Source organism: Pseudoxanthomonas sp. (assembly GCF_027498035.1).
Classification (GTDB): Bacteria; Pseudomonadota; Gammaproteobacteria; order Xanthomonadales; family Xanthomonadaceae; genus Pseudoxanthomonas_A.
The window spans coordinates 3,862,480-3,884,942 of record NZ_CP114978.1 but is presented as its reverse complement, the minus strand read 5'-3'; the positions used below and the strand labels follow the sequence as shown (position 1 = coordinate 3,884,942).

24 protein-coding genes are annotated in these 22,463 nt (G+C 67.4%); 16 read left to right on the top strand and 8 right to left on the bottom strand.

Annotated elements, in window-relative coordinates; translation table 11 throughout:
* Positions 1–26: 26 nt before the first annotated feature.
* A complete protein-coding gene (locus O8I58_RS17115) occupies positions 27–1,910 on the bottom strand; it encodes a DEAD/DEAH box helicase (protein WP_298318776.1) in 1,884 nt (627 codons plus the stop codon).
* 191 nt (positions 1,911–2,101) lie between these two features.
* On the opposite strand from O8I58_RS17115, the gene O8I58_RS17110 reads away from it, so the two are divergent.
* From O8I58_RS17110 to O8I58_RS17100, 3 genes are read left to right on the top strand one after another with little or no spacing between them, the layout of a single operon-like run.
* On the top strand, positions 2,102–2,614 hold the full coding sequence (locus O8I58_RS17110) for an RNA polymerase sigma factor (RefSeq protein ID WP_298318773.1): 513 nt from the start codon (positions 2,102–2,104) through the stop codon (positions 2,612–2,614).
* A gap of 21 nt (positions 2,615–2,635) precedes the next feature.
* Complete coding sequence (locus O8I58_RS17105; protein ID WP_298318770.1) at positions 2,636–3,280, top strand: hypothetical protein; 645 nt, start codon at positions 2,636–2,638, stop codon at positions 3,278–3,280.
* Positions 3,281–3,290: 10 nt separating this feature from the next.
* The gene (locus O8I58_RS17100) at positions 3,291–3,518 is read left to right on the top strand and encodes an RNA-binding S4 domain-containing protein (protein WP_298318767.1); all 228 of its coding nucleotides are present in this window, start codon (positions 3,291–3,293) and stop codon (positions 3,516–3,518) included.
* A 19-nt stretch (positions 3,519–3,537) separates the two neighbouring features.
* On the opposite strand, the gene O8I58_RS17095 is transcribed toward O8I58_RS17100, so the two are convergent.
* Positions 3,538–4,518, bottom strand: a complete 981-nt coding sequence (locus tag O8I58_RS17095) for a hypothetical protein (protein WP_298318764.1) — start codon at positions 4,516–4,518, stop codon at positions 3,538–3,540.
* A 229-nt stretch (positions 4,519–4,747) separates the two neighbouring features.
* Between O8I58_RS17095 and O8I58_RS17090 the strand changes: the two genes are divergently transcribed.
* From O8I58_RS17090 to O8I58_RS17065, 6 genes are all read left to right on the top strand, one after another.
* A complete protein-coding gene (locus tag O8I58_RS17090) occupies positions 4,748–6,031 on the top strand; it encodes an alkaline phosphatase family protein (protein ID WP_298318761.1) in 1,284 nt (427 codons plus the stop codon).
* Positions 6,032–6,095: 64 nt separating this feature from the next.
* Positions 6,096–7,604 carry a DNA-3-methyladenine glycosylase 2 family protein gene (locus tag O8I58_RS17085; protein WP_298318758.1) on the top strand — a complete coding sequence of 503 codons (1,509 nt, stop codon included), beginning with the start codon at positions 6,096–6,098 and terminating at the stop codon, positions 7,602–7,604.
* Positions 7,601–8,113: a methylated-DNA--[protein]-cysteine S-methyltransferase gene (locus tag O8I58_RS17080; RefSeq protein ID WP_298318755.1), complete on the top strand. Its 513-nt coding sequence runs from the start codon at positions 7,601–7,603 to the stop codon at positions 8,111–8,113. Before O8I58_RS17085 ends, O8I58_RS17080 begins: the two co-directional genes overlap by 4 nt.
* 91 nt (positions 8,114–8,204) lie before the next feature.
* Complete coding sequence (locus O8I58_RS17075) at positions 8,205–9,674, top strand: chloride channel protein (RefSeq protein ID WP_298318753.1); 1,470 nt, start codon at positions 8,205–8,207, stop codon at positions 9,672–9,674.
* Positions 9,675–9,836: 162 nt separating this feature from the next.
* Complete coding sequence (locus O8I58_RS17070; RefSeq protein ID WP_298318751.1) at positions 9,837–10,154, top strand: hypothetical protein; 318 nt, start codon at positions 9,837–9,839, stop codon at positions 10,152–10,154.
* Positions 10,155–10,294: 140 nt separating this feature from the next.
* Positions 10,295–10,678, top strand: coding sequence for a VOC family protein (locus O8I58_RS17065; protein WP_298318748.1), 384 nt, complete (start codon positions 10,295–10,297; stop codon positions 10,676–10,678).
* A gap of 80 nt (positions 10,679–10,758) precedes the next feature.
* Here O8I58_RS17065 and O8I58_RS17060 read toward each other — a convergent pair whose 3' ends face one another.
* Positions 10,759–10,932, bottom strand: a complete 174-nt coding sequence (locus tag O8I58_RS17060; protein WP_298318745.1) for a 30S ribosomal protein THX — start codon at positions 10,930–10,932, stop codon at positions 10,759–10,761.
* Between the two features lie 113 nt (positions 10,933–11,045).
* The gene (locus O8I58_RS17055; RefSeq protein WP_298318742.1) at positions 11,046–11,453 is read right to left on the bottom strand and encodes a MerC domain-containing protein; all 408 of its coding nucleotides are present in this window, start codon (positions 11,451–11,453) and stop codon (positions 11,046–11,048) included.
* Positions 11,454–11,553: 100 nt separating this feature from the next.
* Here O8I58_RS17055 and O8I58_RS17050 point away from each other — a divergent pair, with 100 nt between their 5' ends.
* The 6 genes from O8I58_RS17050 (at position 11,554) to O8I58_RS17025 (ending at position 18,147) form a co-directional block, all read left to right on the top strand.
* Complete coding sequence (locus O8I58_RS17050; RefSeq protein WP_298318739.1) at positions 11,554–13,620, top strand: TonB-dependent receptor; 2,067 nt, start codon at positions 11,554–11,556, stop codon at positions 13,618–13,620.
* A 291-nt stretch (positions 13,621–13,911) separates the two neighbouring features.
* Positions 13,912–14,157 carry a winged helix DNA-binding protein gene (locus O8I58_RS17045; RefSeq protein ID WP_298318736.1) on the top strand — a complete coding sequence of 82 codons (246 nt, stop codon included), beginning with the start codon at positions 13,912–13,914 and terminating at the stop codon, positions 14,155–14,157.
* On the top strand, positions 14,154–15,389 hold the full coding sequence (locus tag O8I58_RS17040) for an MFS transporter (protein WP_298318733.1): 1,236 nt from the start codon (positions 14,154–14,156) through the stop codon (positions 15,387–15,389). Before O8I58_RS17045 ends, O8I58_RS17040 begins: the two co-directional genes overlap by 4 nt.
* Before the next feature lie 59 nt (positions 15,390–15,448).
* Positions 15,449–16,330: a LysR substrate-binding domain-containing protein gene (locus tag O8I58_RS17035; RefSeq protein WP_298318730.1), complete on the top strand. Its 882-nt coding sequence runs from the start codon at positions 15,449–15,451 to the stop codon at positions 16,328–16,330.
* Between the two features lie 469 nt (positions 16,331–16,799).
* On the top strand, positions 16,800–17,615 hold the full coding sequence (locus tag O8I58_RS17030) for an alpha/beta fold hydrolase (RefSeq protein ID WP_298318726.1): 816 nt from the start codon (positions 16,800–16,802) through the stop codon (positions 17,613–17,615).
* Between the two features lie 343 nt (positions 17,616–17,958).
* Positions 17,959–18,147, top strand: a complete 189-nt coding sequence (locus tag O8I58_RS17025) for a hypothetical protein (protein ID WP_298318723.1) — start codon at positions 17,959–17,961, stop codon at positions 18,145–18,147.
* A 140-nt stretch (positions 18,148–18,287) separates the two neighbouring features.
* On the opposite strand, the gene O8I58_RS17020 is transcribed toward O8I58_RS17025, so the two are convergent.
* Positions 18,288–18,773, bottom strand: coding sequence for a transcriptional repressor (locus O8I58_RS17020; RefSeq protein ID WP_298318720.1), 486 nt, complete (start codon positions 18,771–18,773; stop codon positions 18,288–18,290).
* Between the two features lie 17 nt (positions 18,774–18,790).
* On the bottom strand, positions 18,791–20,197 hold the full coding sequence (gene gltX / locus O8I58_RS17015; RefSeq protein ID WP_298318717.1) for a glutamate--tRNA ligase: 1,407 nt from the start codon (positions 20,195–20,197) through the stop codon (positions 18,791–18,793).
* A 126-nt stretch (positions 20,198–20,323) separates the two neighbouring features.
* Between gltX and lpxH the strand changes: the two genes are divergently transcribed.
* The gene (gene lpxH / locus O8I58_RS17010) at positions 20,324–21,064 is read left to right on the top strand and encodes a UDP-2,3-diacylglucosamine diphosphatase (RefSeq protein WP_298318714.1); all 741 of its coding nucleotides are present in this window, start codon (positions 20,324–20,326) and stop codon (positions 21,062–21,064) included.
* A 62-nt stretch (positions 21,065–21,126) separates the two neighbouring features.
* Here the strand turns inward: lpxH and O8I58_RS17005 are convergent, their stop codons facing one another.
* Complete coding sequence (locus O8I58_RS17005; protein ID WP_298318710.1) at positions 21,127–21,948, bottom strand: ferritin-like domain-containing protein; 822 nt, start codon at positions 21,946–21,948, stop codon at positions 21,127–21,129.
* 23 nt (positions 21,949–21,971) lie between these two features.
* A complete protein-coding gene (locus tag O8I58_RS17000) occupies positions 21,972–22,457 on the bottom strand; it encodes a T6SS immunity protein Tdi1 domain-containing protein (RefSeq protein ID WP_298318707.1) in 486 nt (161 codons plus the stop codon).
* Between the last annotated feature and the right edge of the window lie 6 nt (positions 22,458–22,463).

The following is a 22,463-nucleotide window of genomic DNA, read 5'->3' as shown; positions in this document are numbered from 1 at the left end:
TCGTCTCACATCGGCAGCGCCGCGGATCAATCGCGCGGCGGACCCTTGCGGTGCGGCTTGCCCGGGCCACGCGGACTGAACGGCTTGCCGCCGGCAGGACGCGGCTTGCCAGCACCGGGACGGGCGGCGGCCGGACGGAAGTTGCGCGGCGCTTCGTCACCGGCTTCGCCCAGCGGATGGATGCGCAACTGCTGGCCGGACACCCAGACCTTCTTCAGATGGGTCAGCACGTCGCTCGGCATGCCTTCGGGCAGGTCCAGCACGGAGTAATCGTCCTGGATGTCGATGCGGCCGATGTAGCGGCTTTCCAGCCCGGCTTCGTTGGCGATGGCGCCGACGATATTGGCCGGCTTCACGCCATGGGTATGACCCACTTCGATGCGGTAGCGGACCATGCCCTGCTCGGCCTCGCCCGACGGCGGCGCCGAACGACGCGGACGATCGGACGGCGGCGCGAAGCTGCCTTCGCCATCGTGGCTGCGGGTCGGGCGATCGGCGCGCGGCGCACGCTCCGGACGTTCGAAGCGCTCGCTGCGCTCGGGACGTTCAGTGCGCTCAAAGCGCGGCGCCGGTGCGCGGTCGGCCGACAGCAGCAGCGGGGTCTTGCCCTGCAGCAGCTGGGCCAGCGCGGCGGCGATGTCCACGGCCGGCACGTTGTGCTCGCGCTCGTAGCCTTCGATCAGCGCGCGGAACTCGCCGGCGGTGCCAGCGGCCAGCGTGTCGGTGATGCGGCCGAGGAACTTGGCCACGCGGCGGTCGTTGACGTCGTCCACGCTCGGCAACTGCATCTCGGTGATCGGCTGGCGGGTGGCCCGCTCGATCGCGCGCAGCATCGACTTCTCGCGCGGGGTGACGAACAGGATCGCGTCACCGGTCCGACCAGCGCGGCCGGTGCGGCCGATGCGGTGCACGTAGCTTTCGGTGTCGTACGGGATGTCGTAGTTCAGCACGTGGCTGATGCGCTCCACGTCCAGGCCGCGGGCGGCCACGTCGGTGGCGACCAGGATGTCCAGCTTGCCGTCCTTGAGCTGGGCAATGGTCTTCTCGCGCGCGGCCTGCTGCATGTCGCCGTTGATCGCGGCCGCGGCCAGGCCACGGGCCTGCAGCTTCTGCGCCAGTTCTTCGGTCGCCGCCTTGGTGCGGGCGAAGATGATCATGCCGTCGAATGGTTCGGCTTCCAGGATCCGGGTCAGCGCATCCAGCTTGTGCAGGCCCGAGACGAACCAGTAGCGCTGGGTGATGTTGGCCGAAGTCGTGGTCTTGGCCGCGATGTTCACCTCGACCGGGTCTTTCAGGTAGGTCTGGGCGATGCGCCGGATGGCTGGCGGCATGGTCGCCGAAAACAGCGCCACCTGGCGCGTTTCCGGGGTCTTCTTCAGCACGGCTTCGACGTCGTCGATGAAGCCCATGCGCAGCATTTCGTCGGCTTCGTCCAGCACCAGCGTGGTCAGGCCGGACAGGTCCAGCGAGCCGCGATCCAGATGGTCGATCACCCGGCCGGGCGTCCCCACCACCACGTGCACGCCGCGCTTGAGCGCCTGCAGCTGCGGCGCATAGGCCTGGCCGCCGTAGATCGGCAGCACCTGGAAACCGGGGATGGAAGCGGCGTACTTGTGGAAGGCCTCGGCCACCTGGATGGCCAGTTCGCGCGTGGGCGCCAGCACCAGCGCCTGCGGCTTGCCGGCCGACGCGGTCAGCTTGGACAGCACCGGCAGGGCGAAGGCTGCGGTCTTGCCGGTCCCGGTCTGCGCGGTGCCCAGCACGTCGCGTCCTCCCAGCAGCGCCGGGATGGTGGCGGCCTGGATGGGAGACGGCGACTCGTAGCCGACGGCGGCCAGGGCGGACTGGACCGGCGCGGACAGGCCGAGGGCGGAGAACGGCACCGCGGGTGCGGCGTTTTCGGAAGACATGTGCAGCTCTGGAGACAAAAAGAGGCCGCCTATTGTGCGCCTTGCCGGGCCTGTCTGCCGAAAAACCTTGCAGAAACCGCATCTTGGCCGTACCCGGGGTTCAGTCCGATGGCCATTTCGGGCAGCGCTGTGACAAACCACGCGGTGGGGCGAATCACCCTTCCGAGCCGCACAATCGGACCCGCACGCAGATGGAACACACCGCCGAAATGGTCGACGACGCACGCAGCCAGTTCCAGTCCCTGCTGGAAGCCCATCGCGGAATCGTGCTGAAAGTGGCCGCCAGCTATGCCTTCCATCCGGAAGACCGGGCCGAGCTGGCCCAGGAGATCGCCGCCCAGCTGTGGCGGGCCTTTCCGCGGTTTGATGCCAGTCGCAGCTTTTCCACCTGGATGTACCGGATCGCATTGAACGTGGCCATTTCCCAGGTGCGCAGCGCGACCCAGCGCCAACGCCACGCGGTGCCGCTGGACGAGGACCTGCACGACCTGGCCGATCCCAACCCCGGCAACCCGGAAACCGACCAGCAACTGCGCCTGCTGCGGCGCTTCATCGCCCAGCAGCCGCCGCTGGACCGCGCCCTGCTGGTGCTCTACCTGGAAGACCGGCCGTACCGCGAGATGGCCGAGATCCTCGGCCTGAGCGAGACCAACGTGGCCACCAAGATCAACCGCCTCAAGCAACGCATCCGCACCGCGCTCTGACCAGACACAGGACCCAGGACCATGGAAATCGACGACATGAAGCTCGCCTGGCAGGCGATGGACACCCGGCTGCAGCGCCAGAGCGCGCTGAACCTGCAGCTGTTCACCGAGAGCCGCCTGGACAAGGCCCGCGCCCGGCTGCGGCCGCTGCTGGTGTGGCAAAGCGTGCAGATCCTGCTGGGGATCGGCATGGCGGTGGTGTTCGCCCGGTTCTGGGTGCACCACACCGATTCGATCCCGGCGCTGGTCTCCGGGCTGGCCCTGCATGTGTGGGGCGTGGCGCTGGTGGCGTGTTCAGCGGTGGACGTGCTGCTGCTCACCCGCATGCATTACGCCAGGCCCGTGCTGACGGTGCAGAAGACCCTGGGCCAGCTGCGCCACTGGCGGGTGCACTGGCAACCGCGACTGGGCCTGGCCTGGTGCCTGCTGTGGCTGGCGCTGCTGGAAGTGGCCACCCATGCCGCCACCGGCCACGACCTGCCGACCGGTTTCCTGCTCTGGACCACGGCGGTCAACCTGCTGTTCCTGGCCGGCTGCATCGTGTTGATGCGCCGCCGGCAGGACCTGATGGACGCCAGCAGCATCGGCCGCAGCATCCCGCGCGCGCAGAAGCTGCTGGACGAAATCGAAGACTTCAAACGCGAGGAACAAGGCGCCAGCCGCTAGACTGCCCGCCATGCAGATCCTCGAATTCGATCTCGACGGCGAATACGTCGAACTCCACATCCTGCTCAAGCTGTGCGGCCTGGTCGACAGTGGCGGCATGGGCAAACAGGTGGTGGCCAGCGGCGTGGTCAACGTCGATGGCGCGCAGGAACTGCGCAAGACCGCCAAGATCCGCCCCGGCCAGGTGGTGACTATCGAAGGCGAAGTCGAAATCCGGGTGCTGGCGCTGGAAGACTGATCCAACGCCGGCGGCCGACTCAGGCCAGCGGCAGTTCCGAGTCCCCTCGCGTCATCGCGTCATGCAAGGCACGCACCTGCTCCGCCAGCGGGTCCACCCTCGACATGTCTCCGAACGACTGCAGGTAGTGGCAGGCAGCAAAATTGCGGGCCACGCGCTCGTAGTCAGCGATCCAGGCAAGACGCTCCGGGCGCTGAGCCTGTTCGTTGGACCACGCGGCCACCGTCGGCCGGATGCGGCGCTTGATTCCCATGCGCCACGGCTTGCCGGTCAGGCGCGCGCGGAAGCAATGCTGGACCTTGCACAGGTTCGAATACAGCTGGTCTGCGTCCAGCGCGTGGAAGCAGTCGGCCACCACCGCTTCATCCGGCGAGAAGGTGCGGTGCATCGCCAGCACGCGTAGCCCGGCCGGTGAGCGATACACACGCAGATGCCAATCGGGATGACGGGCACTGAACGCGTCGATCCGCGCCAATGCACGCGCCTGCGGGCCACCATGCGCGCTCAACCGCCGACGCTTCAGTTGCATCGTCGCCAGATTGGCAATGACCAACACGATCATTGCCGCGCCGATGCCCAACAGCACCCGTCGCTGCCACGCGCCCAGCACGAAGCCTGCTACCACCACCGCGACCATGAAACCCAACGTCAGCCCGCAGCCGTGCGGCACAGGTTCGAAATCCACATCGACGAACAGCACGTCCGGCGTATTGAGGCACAGCGCACCATAGCTGTTGCGCGTGATCACCACGTCCCCGTGGCGCGCGACGATCTGTTCGCGGATCGGCACGCCGTGGATGCCGTAATTGCCGCGTTGCTCACGGCGCGGCAGGGTTTCGCCCGACAACACCCGGTCGAACGCCTCCTGCACGCGCATCTCCGCGTGAGCCTCGGCCGCGGCCTGGCTCTCATCGGACCAGCCGAAGCGACGTACGGTGACGCTGCGTCGGCCCTGCCTGGCCTGCCGCCGGGCCTCTGCCCAGTATTCCGGAACGATCATGCGGCTTTCCTTCCCTGTCCCCGCCTGACGCATCGGCGCGCCAGAACGAGGCAAATCATGTCATCGGGTGTTGCCGACGTCACTTTCCGCAAGCGCCAGCGGCGGGCATCAATACACCTGCGACCCGGTGCACTCGCTACGCCTTGCCGCGGAAACGCCAACCGCGCCATGCAGCCGTCATGGCTTTCTGCCAAGCTCGCCGCACCCCTCTGCTACTCACCTTCACCACATGCGCCTGCCCAAGATCCGGGCCGCATGGCTGTCCAGCCTGTTGCTGTTGTCTGCCTGCGCCACCGATCACGCCTCCACGTCCACCGCCGCCGCTCCCCATCCTGCCGATCGCCCGGCGCCGGTCCTGCTGATCTCCATCGACGCCTTGCGCGCCAGCTACCTGGGCCGCGGCGATACGCCCCGCCTGGATGCACTGGCCCGCTCGGGCGTGCGTGCGCAGTGGATGAATCCGTCCTATCCCGCATTGACGTTCCCCAATCACTACACGCTGGTCACCGGCCTGCGCCCGGACCACCACGGCGTGATCCACAACGCCATGCGCGACGAAGGCCTGGGTGATTTCAAGGTGTCCGACCCCAATGCCACCGGCGATGCGCGCTGGTGGAGCGAGGCCACACCGATCTGGGTCACCGCCGAACAGCACGGCATGAAGACCGCGATCTGGGCGTGGCCCGGCAGCGGCGCGCCCATCGATGGCGTGCGCCCCGGCCAGTACCGTCTATTCGATCCGAAGATCAGTGCCGCCGCCCGCGCCAACGAAGTGGCCGGCTGGCTCACCGCACCGCCCGACCAGCGGCCCCAGCTGGCCGCGCTGTACATGGAAGACGTCGACGAGGAAGGCCACGGTTATGGCCCCGACTCTCCGCAGGTGCGTGAAGCGCTGCATCGCGTGGATACCGCCGTGGGCACGCTGCTGGACACGCTGGCCGCGCATCACCTGCTGGACAAGATCAACATCGTGATCGTGTCCGACCACGGCATGGCCCAGGTCACGCCGGACCATGTCATCGCCGTCGAAGACATGGCCACGATGCAGGAAGCGGCGATCGTCTCGGTTGGCCAGGTGGTCGGCGTGGCGCCCAATGCCGGCTTCGAGTCCACCGTCGAAAAACGCCTGCTTGGCCGCCACGACCACTACGCCTGCTGGCGCAAGGGCGAGTTGCCCGCCCGCTGGCATTACGGCACCAATGCGCGCATCCCGCCGATCATCTGCCAGATGGACGAAGGCTGGGATGCACTGCCCGCCGACCAGGCTGCCAGGCGACGCCAGCTCGGCCATGACCGGGGTTCGCATGGTTACGATCCAGCGCTGACCTCGATGCATGCGATGTTCATCGCCCATGGCCCGGCGTTCCGCGACGGCGCGGTGGTGCCTGCGTTCGACAACGTCGATGTCTACCCGCTGCTGACGCATCTGCTGCAGCTGCCCGCGCAGCCGAACGATGGATCTTTGAAGCCGTTGGAACCTGCGTTGAAGGCGCCTTCCGCAGCGGCACATTGATGCCCGGGCATTGATGTCCGAAAGCGGCGAGTGAGGGCTGCCGGCCGATGCTAGCCTGCGCGGCATGTCCTCACCGTCCCTGCCCGACCACCGCACCTGCGAACAGGCCCGCCTGAGCCGCGACGCGCGCTTTGACGGCCTGTTCTTCACCGCGGTGTCCAGTACCGGCATCTATTGCCGGCCGGTCTGCCCGGCACCGCCGCCGAAACCCGAAAACGTCACCTATTACGCCGCGGCCTCCGCCGCGGAAGCCGCCGGCTTCCGGCCGTGCCTGCGCTGCCGTCCGGAACTGGCACCGGGCGATGGCGCCTGGCGACGCGGCGACGATGTCGTCGCCCGCGCGCTCAAGCTGATCGACACCGGCCTGCTGGCCGAGCAACCACTGGCCGAACTGGCCGCGCGCGTGGAGGTGGGCGAACGCCAGTTGCGGCGCCTGTTCCAGGATCGCCTGGGCACCTCGCCCATCGGCGTGCACGCCACGCGCCGGCTGCTGTTCGCCAAGCAGCTGCTGACCGAAACGCACCTGCCGGTGACCGACGTGGCGATGGCCGCGGGCTTCAACAGCCTGCGGCGCTTCAATACAGTGTTCAAGGACACCTATCGCATGGCCCCGCGCGACCTGCGCAAGCGCGAACCGCGCGAAGCCGCGGGCGAGACGCTGGTGCTGCGCCTGGGCTACCGGCCACCGTACGACTTCACCGCGATGCTGGACTTCCTGCGCGGGCGGGCACTGCCCGGCGTGGAGCATGTGGATGCCGCGTCCTACGCACGCGTGGTGGGCCCGGCGGCCTCGCCCGGCTGGCTGCGCGTGAGTGCCTGGCCCAAGGGCGAACATGCCTTGCGCCTGGAGCTGCGCAACATCGCCCCGACCGGGATGCTGGCCGTGGTCGAAAAACTGCGTCGCATGTTCGACCTGGATGCCGATCCACAAGCCATCGCCGCGGCCTTGCAGGACGATCCGCGCCTGCGCCCGCTGCTGCGCAAGCGGCCCGGGCTGCGCATCCCCAGCGGTTGGGACGGCTTTGAAATCGCGATCCGCGCGGTCATCGGCCAACAGATCAGCGTCGCCGCCGCACGCACCGTCACCGCACGGCTGGCGCAGGCCTTCGGCGAGCCGCTGGCCGCACCGCTGCAGAGCGATGAGCACACGCATCTGTTTCCCACGCCACAGGCGCTGGCCGATGCGGACCTGAGCGCCATCGGCCTGACCAGGACGCGCGCGACCACGCTGCGCACCGTGGCCCAGGCCGTGCTGGATGGCCGCGTGGATTTCGACGCCGGCACCACGCTGGAGCAATTCGTCGAACGCTGGACCGCCCTGCCTGGCATCGGACCGTGGACCGCGAACTACCTGGCGCTGCGCGGCCTGGGCCATCCCGATGCCTTCCCGGCCGAAGACCTGGTCCTGCAGAAGGCGCTGCCCAACGACGGTACCCGCCTGACCGCGCGCCAACTCCTGCAGCACGCGCAGGCGTGGCACCCCTGGCGCGGCTACGCCGTGCTGCATCTTTGGAAGGACGCGATGCCGCCTTCCAGGCCCCTGGACACTCCACCTGCGGAGCCCCGCACATGACCATCTTCCATCGCCACATTCCCAGTCCCGTCGGCCCGCTGCTGATCGTCGCCAGCGATACCGGCCTGCACGCCATCGAATTCCCCAGCAACCGCCATCCGGTCAAGCACGGGTCGTCCTGGCAACCGGGCGACCACGCGGTGCTGCGCGAAACCCAAGCGCAACTCGATGCCTATTTCGCCGGCACGCTGAAGGCGTTCGACCTGCCGCTGGCACCGCACGGCACTGATTTCCAGGAACAGGTCTGGACCATGCTGGCGTCGATTCCCTATGGCAGCACCTGGAGTTACGCGGACTTGGCCATTGCACTGGGCAAACCGACCGCCACGCGCGCGGTCGGCGCCGCCAACGGCCGCAATCCACTGCCGATCGTGCTGCCCTGCCACCGTGTGATCGGCAGCAATGGCGCACTGACCGGTTTCGGCGGCGGCCTGCCGACCAAGGAATTCCTGCTGCAGCTGGAAGGTGCGCTGCCTGCGACCGCGCAGCGCAGCATGCTTTTCAACTGAAGCACGCCAGTCGTCGCGACGTGACGCATCTGCGTCCACGGCGCGCGCGCCGTGCGCCGGCCTTCCCGGCAACGCATGCGACAATCCGGTCATGTTCGACAGAAACGAAGCGCGCGATGCGCTGGCCCCCTTGTGGTCGCGCGATCGCTGGATGCGGCGTGTCGCGCTCTGGGGCGGCGCGGTCGCCGTGGCGGTGGTGGCGCTGGTCTTCGCCAAGGCCAGCGACGCGGCCTTCGGTGTTTTTCAACGGATCATCCATCACTCGGTGTGGTGGGCGGTGCTGCTGACACCTGCGGTATTCGCCGCGCTGGCGTGGCTCACCAATGGCGCGTTGCGGCCCACGCGCGGCTCGGGCATTCCGCAGGTGATCGCTGCGTTGCAGCTGCCGGACCGCAGGTTCCGCAAGGAAAATCTTTCGCTCGGCGTCTCCGCCGGCAAGCTCACGCTGACCGTGCTGGCGCTGTTCGGCGGCGCTTCGGTCGGCCGCGAAGGCCCCACCGTGCACGTCGGCGCCAGCCTGATGTACATGATTGGCCGGGCGCTGGGCTTCAAGGACCCGCGCGAGGCCACGCACTTCCTGCTGGCAGGCGGCGCGGCCGGCATCGCGGCGGCGTTCAACACCCCGCTGGCTGGCGTGGTGTTCGCCATCGAAGAACTCTCCGGCCGCTTCGAACACAACTTCTCCGGCACGCTGCTGACTGCGGTGATCGTCGGCGGCGTGGTATCGCTGGGCCTGGTCGGCAACTACACCTATTTCGGCACCGTCGATGCCGCCCTGCCGCTGGGCATGGGCTGGCTGGCGGTGCTGCTGTGCGGCGCGATCGCCGGCCTGCTCGGCGGTGTGTTCAGCCGCATCATCCTGGCCGCGATGGATGGCAGGCCGAAGTGGCTGGGCCGCATGCGCGGCGCCAACCCGGTGCTGTTCGCCGCCGGTTGCGGGCTGGCGCTGGCGCTGCTGGGCGTGATGTTCGGCGCGGGCGCCTTCGGTACCGGCTACGAACAAGCGCGCAGCCTGGTCCAGGGCCATGCGGTGGTCGGGCACGAATTCGGCCTGATGAAACTCGGCGCCAACCTGGTCTCGTACGTGGCCGGCATCCCGGGCGGGCTGTTCTCGCCGGCGCTGGCGGTCGGCGCGGGCATCGGCCACAACCTGTCGGTGCTGCTGCCGGGCGTGGACCCGTCGTCGGTCGTGCTGCTGGGCATGTGCGCGTACCTGACCGGCGTGACCCAGGCGCCGCTGACCTCGGCAGTGATTTCACTGGAGTTGACCGACAACAGCGGCATGATGTTGCCGATCCTGGCCACCGCCCTGCTGGCGCGCGGCGCCTCGGCGCTGGTCTGCCGCAAACCGGTCTACAAGGCGCTGGCCGATCGCCTGCTCGCCGCGATGCCCGTGGAATCACAGAAGCCGGCCACGCCGGATATCGACGACGACGAAAATCACACCGCCGCGCAGGCGTTGTCGGTGCCCGCGGCTGGCGCCGGTGCGGAACCTTCCGCGCCGCTGCCCAGCGATGGCGATCCCACACCGCCTTCGGACGATCCACCGCCCAGGCCATGACGCCGGCGCCGCTGGAGGGCCTGATCCGCAACGCGCGCCTGGTCACGCTGGATGGCGAGGACGGCCCCGGCCTGGTCGAACACGGCGTTGCTGGCCTGGCGCGAGGGGATCGTCGTCCACGCCGGCCCGGCGACCACGTTGGCGCCGCTGGGACCATCCGAGGTGGTGATCGATGCGGCAGGCGCCCTGGTCACGCCAATGATGATCGAATCCGGCTTGGATCCAGCGGCGCAGCTCACCGCCTTCTTTCAGGCCTTCCAGGAAAAACGTGCGCAAGACGCATCGACCGTCACGCAGGCCTTGCGTGCACTCACGGTGGAAGCCGCCGCCAGGCATGGCCTGTCAGACCGCGGCCGTCTGATTCCCACCCTGCGCGCCGACTTCATCCTGTGGCATGCACGCCAGTTGGATGACCTGAGCAAAGGACCGGCGCGTGCTTGCTTCGACAGCGCCTGGGCCGCGGGCATCCGCCTCCCCTGAGCCGCGCATGCCGTGCGCTGGCGCTGCGCCGGGCTTAAGATCGACCCCGCATGCGGACACCGCTCCGTCATCGCACGCATGCCAGTCGGCGGGCACCGCCCCGCGTCTGGCCACTGCGTGATCCCGCTGGAGTTCCACCCATGTCCGTTGCAATCCCTTCGCGTCCCACACTGCGTTTCGGCCGGATCGCGCCCACGCTGCCGGTCACCGATATCGACCGCGCCCTGGCCTTCTACGTCGACGTGCTCGGCTTCACCAAGACGTTCGAGAACGGCACACCCGTCGGCTTCGTGATCCTGAAGAAAGATGCCGCCGAACTGCATCTGTCGCTGCACCCCGCGCACAAGCCCAGCACCCAGAACCTGGCGCACCTGCTGGTCGACGATGCAACCGCGCTGCATGACCATCTCGACCAGGCCGGCATCCGCATCATCAAGTCGCTGCGCGACGCCGACTACGGGCTACGCGGTTTCGTATTCGCCGATCAGGACGGCAACCGGATCGACGTCGGCCAGCGCCTGTAGCACCGCCTGCGCATTGCCCATAAAAAAACGCGGCGCCCTGGAGGCGCCGCGTCGGACCGTTACAGCGTCGGCAGGCTGGATCAGCCAGCCTTGGCCACGGCCTTCTTAGCCACGGCCTTCTTGGCCGGCGCCTTGGTCACCGACTTGGCGGTCACCGGCGCGGTCACGCCCACGACCGAATTGTGCTTGCGCGAATTGCCGTAGCTGGCGTTGTAGCGCTTGCCCTTGGCGGTTTTGCGGTCACCCTTGCCCATTTCTTGACTCCTGAATGTTGGTGGCCCGCCGATCATGGCGGGTGCGCTGCCGGCAAGACACCAGCGCGCAGGGCCGGAGAGGCTATCACAGCCGCCCGGTGCACCTACAGCAGTCAGTGCGCGCAGCTGGCGTCGTGCACGTGGCCGTGGTTCAGACGCAGGTTCAACACATGGGCCAGCCCGACCAGCGTGCCGCCGAACGTCATCGCGATGGCATGCGGAACCACGCTGTGATGCAGCGGCGTATAGAGCACGGCCACCCACAACACGACCAGGCCCGTGACAAGCATGCCCAGCGCGCGCAGTACGCGGTGACGACGGTAGCCACTGGCCAGGCTGAACACGCCCAGCAGCGATGCGAACACCACGAAGACCCGCTCGAAGCCTTCGCCCAGCCAGCCCGACAGGCCCAGCGCCGGCAGCAAGGCGATCAGCAACGGCAGGACCGCGCAATGCACGGCGCAGACCAGTGAGCCTGTGGCACCCAGGCGATCCAGCCACGAACGAAAAGGAGAGGACATGGGCGAAGTATGACTTTCGGGAGGGGACTTGACTCGACGTGGATATATTATAACGTTTTGCTGAACCTTGCCTCTCCCTCCCCTCCGGATGCTCCAACCCATGAAGTCACCTGCCCCCCGCACCGCCCGTGCGGCCGCCCTTTCCCGCGCCCCGCTTGCCGCCGCCCTCACCCTGGCACTGTGCGCCTTCAACGTGCAGGCACAGGAAGCGACCACCAGCACCACCAATCCATCCAGCGACTCGCGCCACGCGCAGGGCAGCGGCCTGCACGCCAAGGACCTGGACGCGGTGAAGGTGACCTCCAGCCCGTTCGGCAGCACCGCCGACCAGCTCAGCCGCCCGGTCGAGGTGCTGTCCGGCGAGAAGCTCGATGAAGTGCGCGCCGCCAGCCTGGGCGAGACCGTCGCCGGCATGCCGGGCGTGCAGTCGTCCAACTTCGGCCCCGGCGTCGGCCGCCCGATCATCCGCGGCATGGACGGCCCGCGCGTGGCGGTGATGTCCGACGGCCTGTCCAGCGCCGACGTCTCCACCGTCAGCCAGGACCATTCGCCTGCCATCGAACCGTTCCTGGCCGACCAGATCGAAGTGCTCAAGGGCCCGTCCACCCTGCTCTACGGCAGCGGCGCCATCGGCGGCGCGGTCAACGTGGTCGACGGCCGCATCGCCGAAACGCCGATCCAGGGCATCACCGGCCGCGCCGAAACCCGCATGGACTTCGGCGACAAGGACGGCCAGACCAGCATGGCGCGCTTCGACGCCGGCAACGGCGGCCTGTCGATCCATGCCGATGGCGTGTACCGCAACGCCAAGGACTACGACACCCCGCAGGGCAAGCAGGCCAACACCTTCATCGACAACAAGTCCGGTGCGTTCGGCGCCTCGCTGGCCGGTGACTGGGGCTTCATCGGCGCCTCGGTGTCGCGCTTCAACGACAGCTACGGCAATCCGGGCGAGCCGGGCGACCTGGCCGCGGGCGAACGCGGCGTGCATCTGGAAATGCACCAGGACCGCTTCGAGGTGAAGGGCGGCTTGAATGCTCCGTGGGGCGAAGGCAGCGGCCTGCGCTACAGCTTCGGCCATACCACCTACGAGCACACCGAATTCGAAGGCGACGAAGTCGGCACGGTGTTCAAGAAGAACGCCAACGAAGGCCGCGTCGAAGCCACCTTCGCCGCCGACAACGGCTGGAAGACCGCGGTCGGCGTGCAGGGCAGCGACTCCACGTTCCAGGCCATCGGCGAAGAAGCCTTCGTGCCGCGCACCGAAACCAAGGCCATCGGCCTGTTCGCCGTGGCGCAGAACGCGTGGGGCCGGTTTTCCACCGAACTGGGTGCGCGCGCGGACCAGATCAAATACGACACCGAAACCGGCCTGACCCCGAAGTTCAAGCCGCTGAGCCTGTCCACCAGCTTCGGTTTCAAGCTCAACGACAACTGGCGCATCACCGCCAACCTGGACCACGCCGAACGCGCGCCGGCCGAGGAAGAGCTGTTCGCCGATGGCCCGCACATCGCCACCCTGGCCTACGAAATCGGCAGCACCGACCTGCAGAAGGAAAAGGCCAACCAGGCCGAACTGGGCCTGGCCTACCGCAACGACTGGATGGACGCCAAGGTCTCGGCCTACTACAACCGCTACAACAACTTCATCTATCTCGCCGACACCGGCAACCAGTGGTACTTCGACGAGGAAGACGAGTACCTGCCGATCCGCCAGTGGACCCAGGGCGATGCGACCTTCCACGGCTTCGAAGGTGAAGCCACGTTCCACCTGGCCAACAGCGACAGCATCGGCGACTGGGATCTGCACGTATTCGGCGACACTGTGCGTGCGCGCCTGAACGATGGCGGCAACCTGCCGCGCATCGCACCGGGCCGCTTTGGCGGGCAGCTGCGTTGGGAAGCCAGCGCCTGGCGTGCCTCGATCGGCGCCACCCGCTACATGAAGCAGGACAAGGTCGCAGCCAACGAAACCGAGACTGCGGGCTACACGATGGTGGACGGCCACGTGGCTTACCACATCGATGCGGGCGCGACTTCGTGGGAAGTGTTCCTGGATGGCAACAACCTGCTCAACCGCGATGCGCGCGTGCACACCTCGTTCCTCAAGGACGACGTGATGCTGCCCGGCCGCAACGCGACCTTTGGCGTGCGCATGTTCTTCTGATCCCGACCGGAAGGCGTACCCCAAGTGCGGCGGCGCGCACTCTCCGTCCGTCGCCGCACTGAGCGCCAGCATGGGATCACGGGCCGGATGACTTCCCCAGTCATCCGGCCCTTTTTCGTTTCCAACCGCAGGTGCCGCCACGGCTGACGTCCCGCCGGGGCGCCACCGACTGTCCTGGCCTGGGGATCGGGAAGATCGCCCGATGGTGGAATCCGGCATTGCAATGACGGCTGCATCGTCGTGTGCATCTGCATGCATCATGCGCACTCCCTGTCGCCAGATCTCCCAACCATGTCCACCCCAGGCACGTCGGACGCCGACTGCACCTGCTTCCGCCTGCGCCGCGCCGAGAAGGGCACGCACGCCCTGGGCGAACCGGCCGACGCGTCCGGCATGGACCGCTGCACCATGGCCCGCACCCTCAAGCCGCTGCTCAGCGCGGGGCTGATCTGCGACGCGCGCCAGCGCCTGATCCGGCTCACCGCCAAGGGCGGCAAAACCCTCGGCAAGGCCATCCCGCTGCAGGAGGCCGCATGAACACCACCGCGCAGAGCGCACGCACGCCATGGCTGCTGCTGGTCGTGGCTTCGTCGATACTGCTGTTGACCATGGGCGTGCGCCAGACCACCGGGCTGTTCGTCAAACCGATCAGCGCCAGCACCGGGATCGGCATCGCTTCGATCAGTTTCGCCCTGGCGATCGGACAGCTGGTGTGGGGCGCGGTGCAGCCGGTGTTCGGGGCCATCGCCGACCGCCAGGGGCCGACCCGCGTGCTGGTCTTCGGCGGCTTGCTGATGGCGGCGGGCTGCGCGCTGACGCCATTCATGACCAGCGAATGGGGCCTGATGCTGTCGCTGGGGCTGATGGCCGCCGCTGGTGCAGGCGCAGGCAGTTTCTCGATCCTGATCGGCGCCACTGCGCGACACATCCCGGCCGACAAGCGCTCGTTCGCCTCGGGACTGATCAACGCGGGCGGCTCGCTGGGACAGTTCGTGTTCGCGCCGCTGGTGACGCTGGGCATCAGCGTGGCGAGCTGGTCGATGGCGATGTTCGGCCTGGCGGTTGCCTCGCTGCTCACCTTGCCGCTGATCGCACCGCTGGTGAAGCCGCGTCGTGGCGACCCTGCCGACGGCATCGTGCAGGCAGCGGAAATCGCCCATCTGACTTTGCGCGAACAACTGCGCATCGCCCTGCGCGACCGCAGCTACTGGCTGCTGCACCTGGGCTTTTTCACCTGCGGCGTGCACATCGCCTTCCTGGTCACGCACCTGCCGGGCGAGATCGCACTGTGCGGCCTGTCGCCGACGGTGGCAGGTACGTCGATCGCGCTGATCGGCCTGTTCAACGTCGCCGGCAGCCTGAGCGCGGGCTGGCTGGGACAGCACATGCCGATGAAGTACGTGCTGGCCGGCATGTATGCCAGCCGCGCGGTGCTGATCGCGCTGTACCTGATGGCCCCGCCCACGCCAATGACCTTCTACCTCTTCGCCGCCGCGCTGGGCTTCACCTGGCTGGCGACGGTGCCGCCCACCGCCGGCATCATCGGCAAGCGTTTCGGCCCGCGCTACCTGGGCACGCTGTTCGGCCTGACATTGTTGTCGCACCAGATCGGCGGCTTTTTCGGCGCCTGGCTGGGCGGCGTGGCGCTGGAGCGCTCGGGCAGCTATATGTGGATGTGGTACGCCGACATGGCGCTGGCGCTGATCGCCGCGGTGGCGAACCTGCCGATCCGCGAACGCGCTTCGGAGGCGCAGCCGGCAATGGCGTGATGCAGCCGCCGGCCTGGTGAATCGCTACGATGTCCGGCACCTGAAACCGGCTGCTGCACATGGACCGCCTTACCAGCCTCGCAGTGTTCGTCAAGGCCGTGGATCTTGGATCCTTCAGCGCCGCGGGGGATGCACTGAACATGTCGTCCCAGCTCGTGGGCAAGCACGTCCAGAGCCTGGAGACGCGGCTTGGCGTGCGCCTGATATCGCGCACCACCCGGCGGCAGAGCGTCACCGACTTTGGCCGTGCGTTCTACGAGCACGCGCGGATCATCCTGGCCGAGCTGGATGCCGCAGAAAACCTGGCGGCCGAAACACGGTCCGTGCCATCGGGAAAGCTGCGGATCAATGCGCCGGTGAATTTCGGCATGCGCACCCTTGCGCTCAAGCTGCCCGAGTACCTGAAGCTGTACCCAAAGGTCGAAGTCGAACTCACCCTGACCAATCGTGCGGTCGACCTGGTCGATGAGGGCTATGACGTCGCCTTTCGATTCGGCAAGTTGTCAGACAGCAGCCTGATCGCCCGCCAGCTGGCGCCTTTCGAACTGGTGCTGTGCGCGACCCCGGCGTATCTCGCCAGTCATGCCCCGATCCATTCACCGCTGGATCTCCAGCAGCACGACTGCCTGGGATTCACCCACAACGAGCTGCGCACCCATTGGAGCTTCGATGGCCCCGAGGGACGCGTCACGGTCCCGGTCTGCAGCCGACTGATGGTCGACCATGGCGAGCCACTGCTGTTTGCCGGCCTCTCTGGCCTGGGCGTGCTGCTGCAGCCGCTGGAACTGGTCCGCGATGCACTGGCCGATGGCCGCCTGCAGCCGATCATTCCCGAGTACAAGGTCCCCACCCGCCCGCTGCACGTGCTGTACGCACCGGACCGACGCGTCACCCCGAAACTGCGGAGCTTCCTGGATTTTGTCGTGGATGCGTTCGGCTGAAGGTCCGCGCGACTGAAGCGCGTGCGCGTCATTCCAAATGCCACGTTTGCAATGATGATGCGTTACGACGATTTATCTCGCGCGTGACCAGGCCTAAGGTGCGAGCCCTGCCCCAGGCAGCTCAGCACGTTGCAGGAATCGCATGGCTTCACCCGACACCACCCGCCGGACCACCCGTGTCCCAATGCCGCAGGCGGACGCTGCCCTCCATGCTCCCTGACGCTTCCTGCAAATAACGGACGCGGCGCCACGCGCCGTCGTCGCAGGACGGCCACTTCACTTCCGGATCTGCGTCTGCCGCGACGCCGGGCCGTGGCATTGGCCATCGTCCCGTGCATTCCAGACACCACGCGGCGGCCCGACGCGTGCTTCGGGCGTGCAGGCAGACGCTGCAACCACCTCGTTTCGATTTGACCCCACGATTGGCCCCGCATGACGTCGGGGCCGACCCACGACTGGACACCACGACATGAAACCCAGTACTTCGGCCCGCAGCAGTGCGCTGCTGGCAACGCTTTTCCTCGCCGCTGCATTCCCCATGGCAGCCACTGCGCGCCAGCCTGCCATCGACCCCGACGCGCCCACCGTCATCCTGGTGCATGGTGCATTCGAAAGTCCGGCCAGCTGGGATGGGGTCGTGCGTCGACTGCGGGCCTGGGGCGTCAACGGCGTGGCCGTCGACAACGACATGGTCACGCTTGAAGGCGATGTCGAAGCCACGCGCCGTGCCATCGCCGCCGCACCGGGCAAGGTCATCCTGGTCGGCCATTCCTGGGGTGGCACGGTGATCACCGAGGCCGGCAACGACCCCAAGGTCAGCGCACTGGTCTACGTGGCCGCAACTGCACCGGATAGCGGCGAAACCACGACCCAGCAGAACCTCGCCTATCCGGCGACGGCGGGATCAGTGGACGCACGGAAACAGGATGGCCTGGTTTCCCTGGACGAAACCACGATGGCCACCGATTACGCACAGGACCTTGGCAAGAAGCAGGTCCATGCGCTGTATGCGCAGCAGCTTCCCCTGCATGAAGATGCACTGGCCCAGCCGGTGACCCGCGCCGCCTGGCACACGCATCCAAGCTGGTATGTCATCTCGCGCCAGGACCGAATGGTCGCACCGCAACTCCAGGCCGCAACAGCCCGCCGCATCGGCGCGCAGGTCGTGTCGCTGGGCGCAAGCCATGCCTCGCCGGTATCCAGGTCCAACCGCGTGGCACTGGCGATTCTTGAAGCCGCCGGCATCGATACGGAAATCGTCTCGCCGGAGTTCCAGGGGGGCTGAGTCGGCGCAGGATCTGCTGCACGAACGGCACCGGCGTTCGCGTCGCCTCGCGGCGCGAACATCGGTCCAGCCGGCGCGCAACTCCCGCGCGCTGCGGCACCCCTGCGTTGAATGCGATTCACGCGTGCGTGCCCATCTCAGGCAACCAGGTGGGTCGACGGCATGGCCCGATTGCATGGCCTGCATGCGGCCTCGCAGCGCGCCCGTTTTTGTCCTGGAACCCCACCCGGAAACGGGCCTTCCAATCACCGGCTCTTCATCCGATCTGGATTATTTCTTCCATGCGCGGCACCCAATGGTTCGCGCGGTGGAAGGGGACCTTTCCCAGAAGGAAATCCGGAGCATGAGCATGCTGACTTCCCTCTCGATGCAGCGGGTCACGGATGAAGATCCGGTCGTTTTCGACAACGAAGAACGCTATCGCCGGTTTCGCGAATCACTACCCGTGCTGCTTGGAAATACGCTTTTCAGCTTTTCGGATATCCCCGAGCAGCCTCGCCAGGAAAACACGATGCTGGCCCTGCAACACTAGGCACGCACCGGTCTTCCAGAACAGATTTCCTTGAGCTGTCGGATCGGCGGCGGCGCAGGTCGTCGTTGCCGGTTCGCGTGGAAACAGGATCACGCGAGGCTGGCCCGCGACCGGCATACGCCGTCAATTGCGGTGCTGGCTCAGGCTGCGCAGCGCGCGCACAACCCGTGTACTTCCAGCGTCTGCGCCTGCGGCTGGAAGCCCAGTGCCTTGGCCCGCGCTTCGAGCTGGTCGACCACGGCGCGGTCTTCCAGTTCCACCGCCGAATGGCAGCGGTCGCAGATCAGGAACGGCACCGAATGGGCCGCGCTGTTCGGATGGTGGCAGGCGACGAAGGCATTGACCGACTCGAGCTTGTGCACGAAGCCATTGGCCATCAGGAAATCCAGCGCCCGGTACACCGTCGGCGGTGCATCGGCACCCACGCCCTTGGAAGCACGCACCAGGTCCAGCAGTTCGTAGGCCTTGATCGGCTTGCCAGCCTCGGCGATCAGCTGCAGCACCCGCGCGCGGATCGGCGTCAGGCGCAGGCCGCGCTCGGTGCAGGCATGTTCCACCGCGTGCACGAACGCGTCGGCGCTGTGTACGTGGTGGTGGGGATCGATGCAGGCGTGCTTGCTGGACATGGGCGTACTCCTGGACTTCAGGCCGCGTTGGAAGCCTTGATAAGCGCTGCGTCGATGCGTTTCAAGGCTTCGTCGCGGCCGGCCAGGTACACGGTCTGGGAAATGTCGGGACTGACCTGGGTGCCGGTGATGGCCACGCGCAGCGGCTGGGCGACCTTGCCCATGCCCAGCTCCAGCGCCGCGGCGGCGTCGTGCAGGGCCGCGGACACGCCTTCGACCGTCCAGTCGCTGGCAGCGGCCAGCAGTTCGCGGGCCTTGGCCAGCGGCGCGGTCGCTGTGGCCTTCAGGTGCTTGGCCACGGCAGCTTCGTCGTACTCGGTCAGCGGCTGGTACCAGACCACGGCTTTTTCGGCCATTTCCTTCAAGGTCTGCACGCGTTCGCGCAGGGCGATCACCACATCGGCCGGGGCCGGGCCGGCGGCCAGGTCCACGCCCAGTTTTTCCAGCTGATAGACCAGCTGCGGGGCGATGGATTCCGGCGCGTCAGTCTTCAGGTAATGCTGGTTGACCCAGCCCAGCTTGGCCATGTCGATGCGCGCGGCCTTGGAGTTGACGTCCTTGACGTCGAACAGGTCGATCAGCTCCTGGCGTGAGAACAGCTCCTGGTCGCCATGCGACCAGCCCAGGCGCGCGAGGTAGTTGATCAGCGCATGCGGCAGGTAGCCGGCGTCCTTGTACTGCATGACATCGGCGGCACCGGTGCGCTTGGACAGCTTGGCGCCCTGCTCGTCCAGGATCATCGGCATGTGCGCGAACTTCGGCACGGCCGCGCCCAGCGCTTCGTAGATGTTGATCTGGCGCGGGGTGTTGTTGATGTGGTCGTCGCCGCGGATGACCTCGGTGATGCCCATGTCCATGTCGTCCACCACCACCGCGAAGTTGTAGGTGGGGTAGCCGTCCGGGCGGAAGATCACCATGTCGTCCAGTTCGGCATTGGCGATCTCGATCGGACCCTTGATCAGGTCATCGAACACGACCGTGCCGCCGATCGGATTCTTGAAGCGAATCACGCGGTTGGGATCGTCGCGGTACGGCAGCTGCTGCTCGCGGGCGGCGCCGTTGTAGCGCGGCTTTTCCTGCTTGGCCATGGCGGCTTCGCGCATAGCGTCCAGCTCGGCGCGGGTTTCGTAGGCGTAATAGGCCTTGCCGTCGGCGACCAGCTGCTCAGCCACTTCCTTGTAGCGGGCCACGCGGTGGGTCTGGTAGATGGGGCCTTCGTTGTAGTCCAGGCCCAGCCAGTCCATCGCCTCCAGGATCGCGTCGATGGCCGCCTGGGTGCTGCGCTCGCGGTCGGTGTCTTCGATGCGCAGCACGAACTCGCCGCCGCGGTGACGCGCCTCCAGCCAGCAGTACAGCGCGGTGCGGGCGCCGCCGATATGCAGGTAACCGGTGGGACTGGGGGCGAAGCGGGTACGGCAGGTCATGGAAGGCCCGGAAAGACGTTGGAATCGGCCAATTTTACCCGTTGCGACCGGGTACGGGATCGCGCCGCACACGGCCATTCAGGGCCGGCCAACGCCCTCGCACGCGCCGCCCGCTATCATTTACGCATGACCACGCTGTTCATCTCCGACCTGCACCTGGACGCCGCGCGCCCGGCCATCACCACCCTGTTCCTGGAATTCCTGCAGCGCGAGGCCATCAGCGCCGAGGCGCTGTACATCCTGGGCGACCTGTTCGAGGCCTGGGTCGGCGATGACGACCCGTCCGAACTGGCCACCCAGGTTGCGCAGGGCATCCGCGCGGTCAGCGATGCCGGCGTGCCGGTGTTCTTCATCCGCGGCAATCGCGACTTCCTGGTCGGCACCGACTACGCCCAGCGCTGCGGCATGCGGATCCTGCCGGACCCGGCGGTGGTGGTGCTGTACGGCAAGCCCACGCTGATCGGTCACGGTGATCTGCTGTGCACCTCCGACGTGGCCTACCAGGCCGTGCGTGCGCAGACCCGCGACCCGGCCTGGCAGGCCTACATGCTGTCCCAGCCGCTGGCCGCGCGCATTGCGTTCGCCGCACAGGCGCGTGCTGCCAGCGCCGCGCACCAGGGCGGCATGAAGGGCGACAACGCCAAGTTCGAAACGCTGACCGACGTGACCCCCGCCGAGGTGGAAGCCACGTTCGTGCGCTACGGCGTCGACCGCATGATCCACGGCCACACCCATCGCCCGGCCGTGCACGAACTCACTGCCGGCGGCACTACCTGCACCCGCATCGTGCTGGGCGACTGGTACGAACAGGGATCGGTGCTGCGCATGACCGCCGAAGGTTTCGAACTGCAGTCGCTGCCGCTTTAAGTAGAGCCGAGCTTGCTCGGCTGAGGCTTTCCCGGCACGTCCCAAGCCGAGCAAGCTCGGCTCTACACAGTCTGCAGGCGCGGCGGTGGCTCGAGCTGGGCCAGCGCATCCAGCTCTTCCTGCTCGAAGCCAGCCAGCAGCCGCGCCTGAATGTTGAACGGGCCGCGCAGGTAAGGCCCAGCGTATTCGCGCAGCAGCGCCAGGAAACGCGAGCGCGGCTCGACGCCTTCGCGCGCGCAGTACCAGCGATACCAGCGTGAACCGGCGGCGACGTGCGCAACTTCTTCGCGCAGGATCACTTCCAGGATCTCCACCGTCTCGGTGTCGCCCAGCGCAGTGAGTTTCTCGATCATGCCCGGCGTCACATCCAGGCCGCGCGCTTCCAGCACGCGCGGCACCAGCGCCATGCGCGCCAGGCCGTCGTGCGCGGTCTTCTCGCACATGTCCCACAGGCCGTTGTGCGCGTTGAAATCGCCGTAGTCGTAGCCCAGCGACTGCAACCGCGTGCGTAGCAGCATGAAGTGGCGCGACTCGTCTTCAGCGCAGCTGACCCAGTCGGCCTGGTACGGCGCCGGTGCATCGCGGAAGCGGTAGACCGCATCCCAGGCCAGGTCGATCGCGTTGAGTTCGATATGGGCGATGGCATGAATGAAGGCCGCGCGCCCCTCCACGCTGCCCAGGCCGCGCTTGCGCAGCTCGCGCTGGTGAACCAACTGCGGACGCACAGGACGACCGGGCATGCGGATCGGCTCCGGCGGCGCATCGGTTGGCATTGCCAGTTCGCCACGCGCGAACGCGGCGGCATAACGCTGGGTCAGTGCGACCTTCTCAGCAGGATCGGCGGCGGCCAGGCACTGGCGCGCGGCTTCATAGAGGGACGTCATGGCATCGCCGCGCAACGCGCGCGTTATTCGGTGGCGAAAGAGATATCGGTGACCGCCTGGCCCGGCGCCAGCGCGGCAACCTGCGCATGCAACTGCCCGGTCAGGGCGAAGTGCGCCGCCAGTTCGGCCGGTTCAAGGTTATCGGTTTCCAGCAGCCCGCCCAACGGCAGCGGCACGCGCAGTCCCAGCACCTGACCGGCATCGAGCGCGGCGCCTTCGCGGATGCGCGGCGCGACCAGATCAAAGCGGAACGCATCGGCGACGAAGTCCGCGTTGCCCAGCTGCTGCAGGAACTCGGGCACGTCGTCGGCCACCTTCTGCAACAGGCCCTGCGCGCAGTCCAGCAGGTACACGCCGGGTTCGCCGACCAGCTGGACGAAGGCATCGCCGGCCAGGGTCAGCATCAGCGGCCGCGCGCCTTCGCCAGTCAGCCAGGCCCAATCGGCGAGCAAAGTGTCGCCGTCGGCATTACCGAGCGCGACAGACAGTTCATCCAGCGTGATCGCCATGGTCGG

What these genes read in the sequence shown, in the direction of transcription:
- O8I58_RS17115 (WP_298318776.1), bottom strand. Translation starts at nt 1,910, where the DNA reads ATGTCTTCCGAAAACGCCGCACCCGCGGTGCCGTTCTCCGCCCTCGGC.
- O8I58_RS17110 (WP_298318773.1), top strand. Translation starts at nt 2,102, where the DNA reads ATGGAACACACCGCCGAAATGGTCGACGACGCACGCAGCCAGTTCCAG.
- O8I58_RS17105 (WP_298318770.1), top strand. Translation starts at nt 2,636, where the DNA reads ATGGAAATCGACGACATGAAGCTCGCCTGGCAGGCGATGGACACCCGG.
- O8I58_RS17100 (WP_298318767.1), top strand. Translation starts at nt 3,291, where the DNA reads ATGCAGATCCTCGAATTCGATCTCGACGGCGAATACGTCGAACTCCAC.
- O8I58_RS17095 (WP_298318764.1), bottom strand. Translation starts at nt 4,518, where the DNA reads ATGATCGTTCCGGAATACTGGGCAGAGGCCCGGCGGCAGGCCAGGCAG.
- O8I58_RS17090 (WP_298318761.1), top strand. Translation starts at nt 4,748, where the DNA reads ATGCGCCTGCCCAAGATCCGGGCCGCATGGCTGTCCAGCCTGTTGCTG.
- O8I58_RS17085 (WP_298318758.1), top strand. Translation starts at nt 6,096, where the DNA reads ATGTCCTCACCGTCCCTGCCCGACCACCGCACCTGCGAACAGGCCCGC.
- O8I58_RS17080 (WP_298318755.1), top strand. Translation starts at nt 7,601, where the DNA reads ATGACCATCTTCCATCGCCACATTCCCAGTCCCGTCGGCCCGCTGCTG.
- O8I58_RS17075 (WP_298318753.1), top strand. Translation starts at nt 8,205, where the DNA reads ATGTTCGACAGAAACGAAGCGCGCGATGCGCTGGCCCCCTTGTGGTCG.
- O8I58_RS17065 (WP_298318748.1), top strand. Translation starts at nt 10,295, where the DNA reads ATGTCCGTTGCAATCCCTTCGCGTCCCACACTGCGTTTCGGCCGGATC.
- O8I58_RS17060 (WP_298318745.1), bottom strand. Translation starts at nt 10,932, where the DNA reads ATGGGCAAGGGTGACCGCAAAACCGCCAAGGGCAAGCGCTACAACGCC.
- O8I58_RS17055 (WP_298318742.1), bottom strand. Translation starts at nt 11,453, where the DNA reads ATGTCCTCTCCTTTTCGTTCGTGGCTGGATCGCCTGGGTGCCACAGGC.
- O8I58_RS17050 (WP_298318739.1), top strand. Translation starts at nt 11,554, where the DNA reads ATGAAGTCACCTGCCCCCCGCACCGCCCGTGCGGCCGCCCTTTCCCGC.
- O8I58_RS17045 (WP_298318736.1), top strand. Translation starts at nt 13,912, where the DNA reads ATGTCCACCCCAGGCACGTCGGACGCCGACTGCACCTGCTTCCGCCTG.
- O8I58_RS17040 (WP_298318733.1), top strand. Translation starts at nt 14,154, where the DNA reads ATGAACACCACCGCGCAGAGCGCACGCACGCCATGGCTGCTGCTGGTC.
- O8I58_RS17035 (WP_298318730.1), top strand. Translation starts at nt 15,449, where the DNA reads ATGGACCGCCTTACCAGCCTCGCAGTGTTCGTCAAGGCCGTGGATCTT.
- O8I58_RS17030 (WP_298318726.1), top strand. Translation starts at nt 16,800, where the DNA reads ATGAAACCCAGTACTTCGGCCCGCAGCAGTGCGCTGCTGGCAACGCTT.
- O8I58_RS17025 (WP_298318723.1), top strand. Translation starts at nt 17,959, where the DNA reads ATGAGCATGCTGACTTCCCTCTCGATGCAGCGGGTCACGGATGAAGAT.
- O8I58_RS17020 (WP_298318720.1), bottom strand. Translation starts at nt 18,773, where the DNA reads ATGTCCAGCAAGCACGCCTGCATCGATCCCCACCACCACGTACACAGC.
- gltX (WP_298318717.1), bottom strand. Translation starts at nt 20,197, where the DNA reads ATGACCTGCCGTACCCGCTTCGCCCCCAGTCCCACCGGTTACCTGCAT.
- lpxH (WP_298318714.1), top strand. Translation starts at nt 20,324, where the DNA reads ATGACCACGCTGTTCATCTCCGACCTGCACCTGGACGCCGCGCGCCCG.
- O8I58_RS17005 (WP_298318710.1), bottom strand. Translation starts at nt 21,948, where the DNA reads ATGACGTCCCTCTATGAAGCCGCGCGCCAGTGCCTGGCCGCCGCCGAT.
- O8I58_RS17000 (WP_298318707.1), bottom strand. Translation starts at nt 22,457, where the DNA reads ATGGCGATCACGCTGGATGAACTGTCTGTCGCGCTCGGTAATGCCGAC.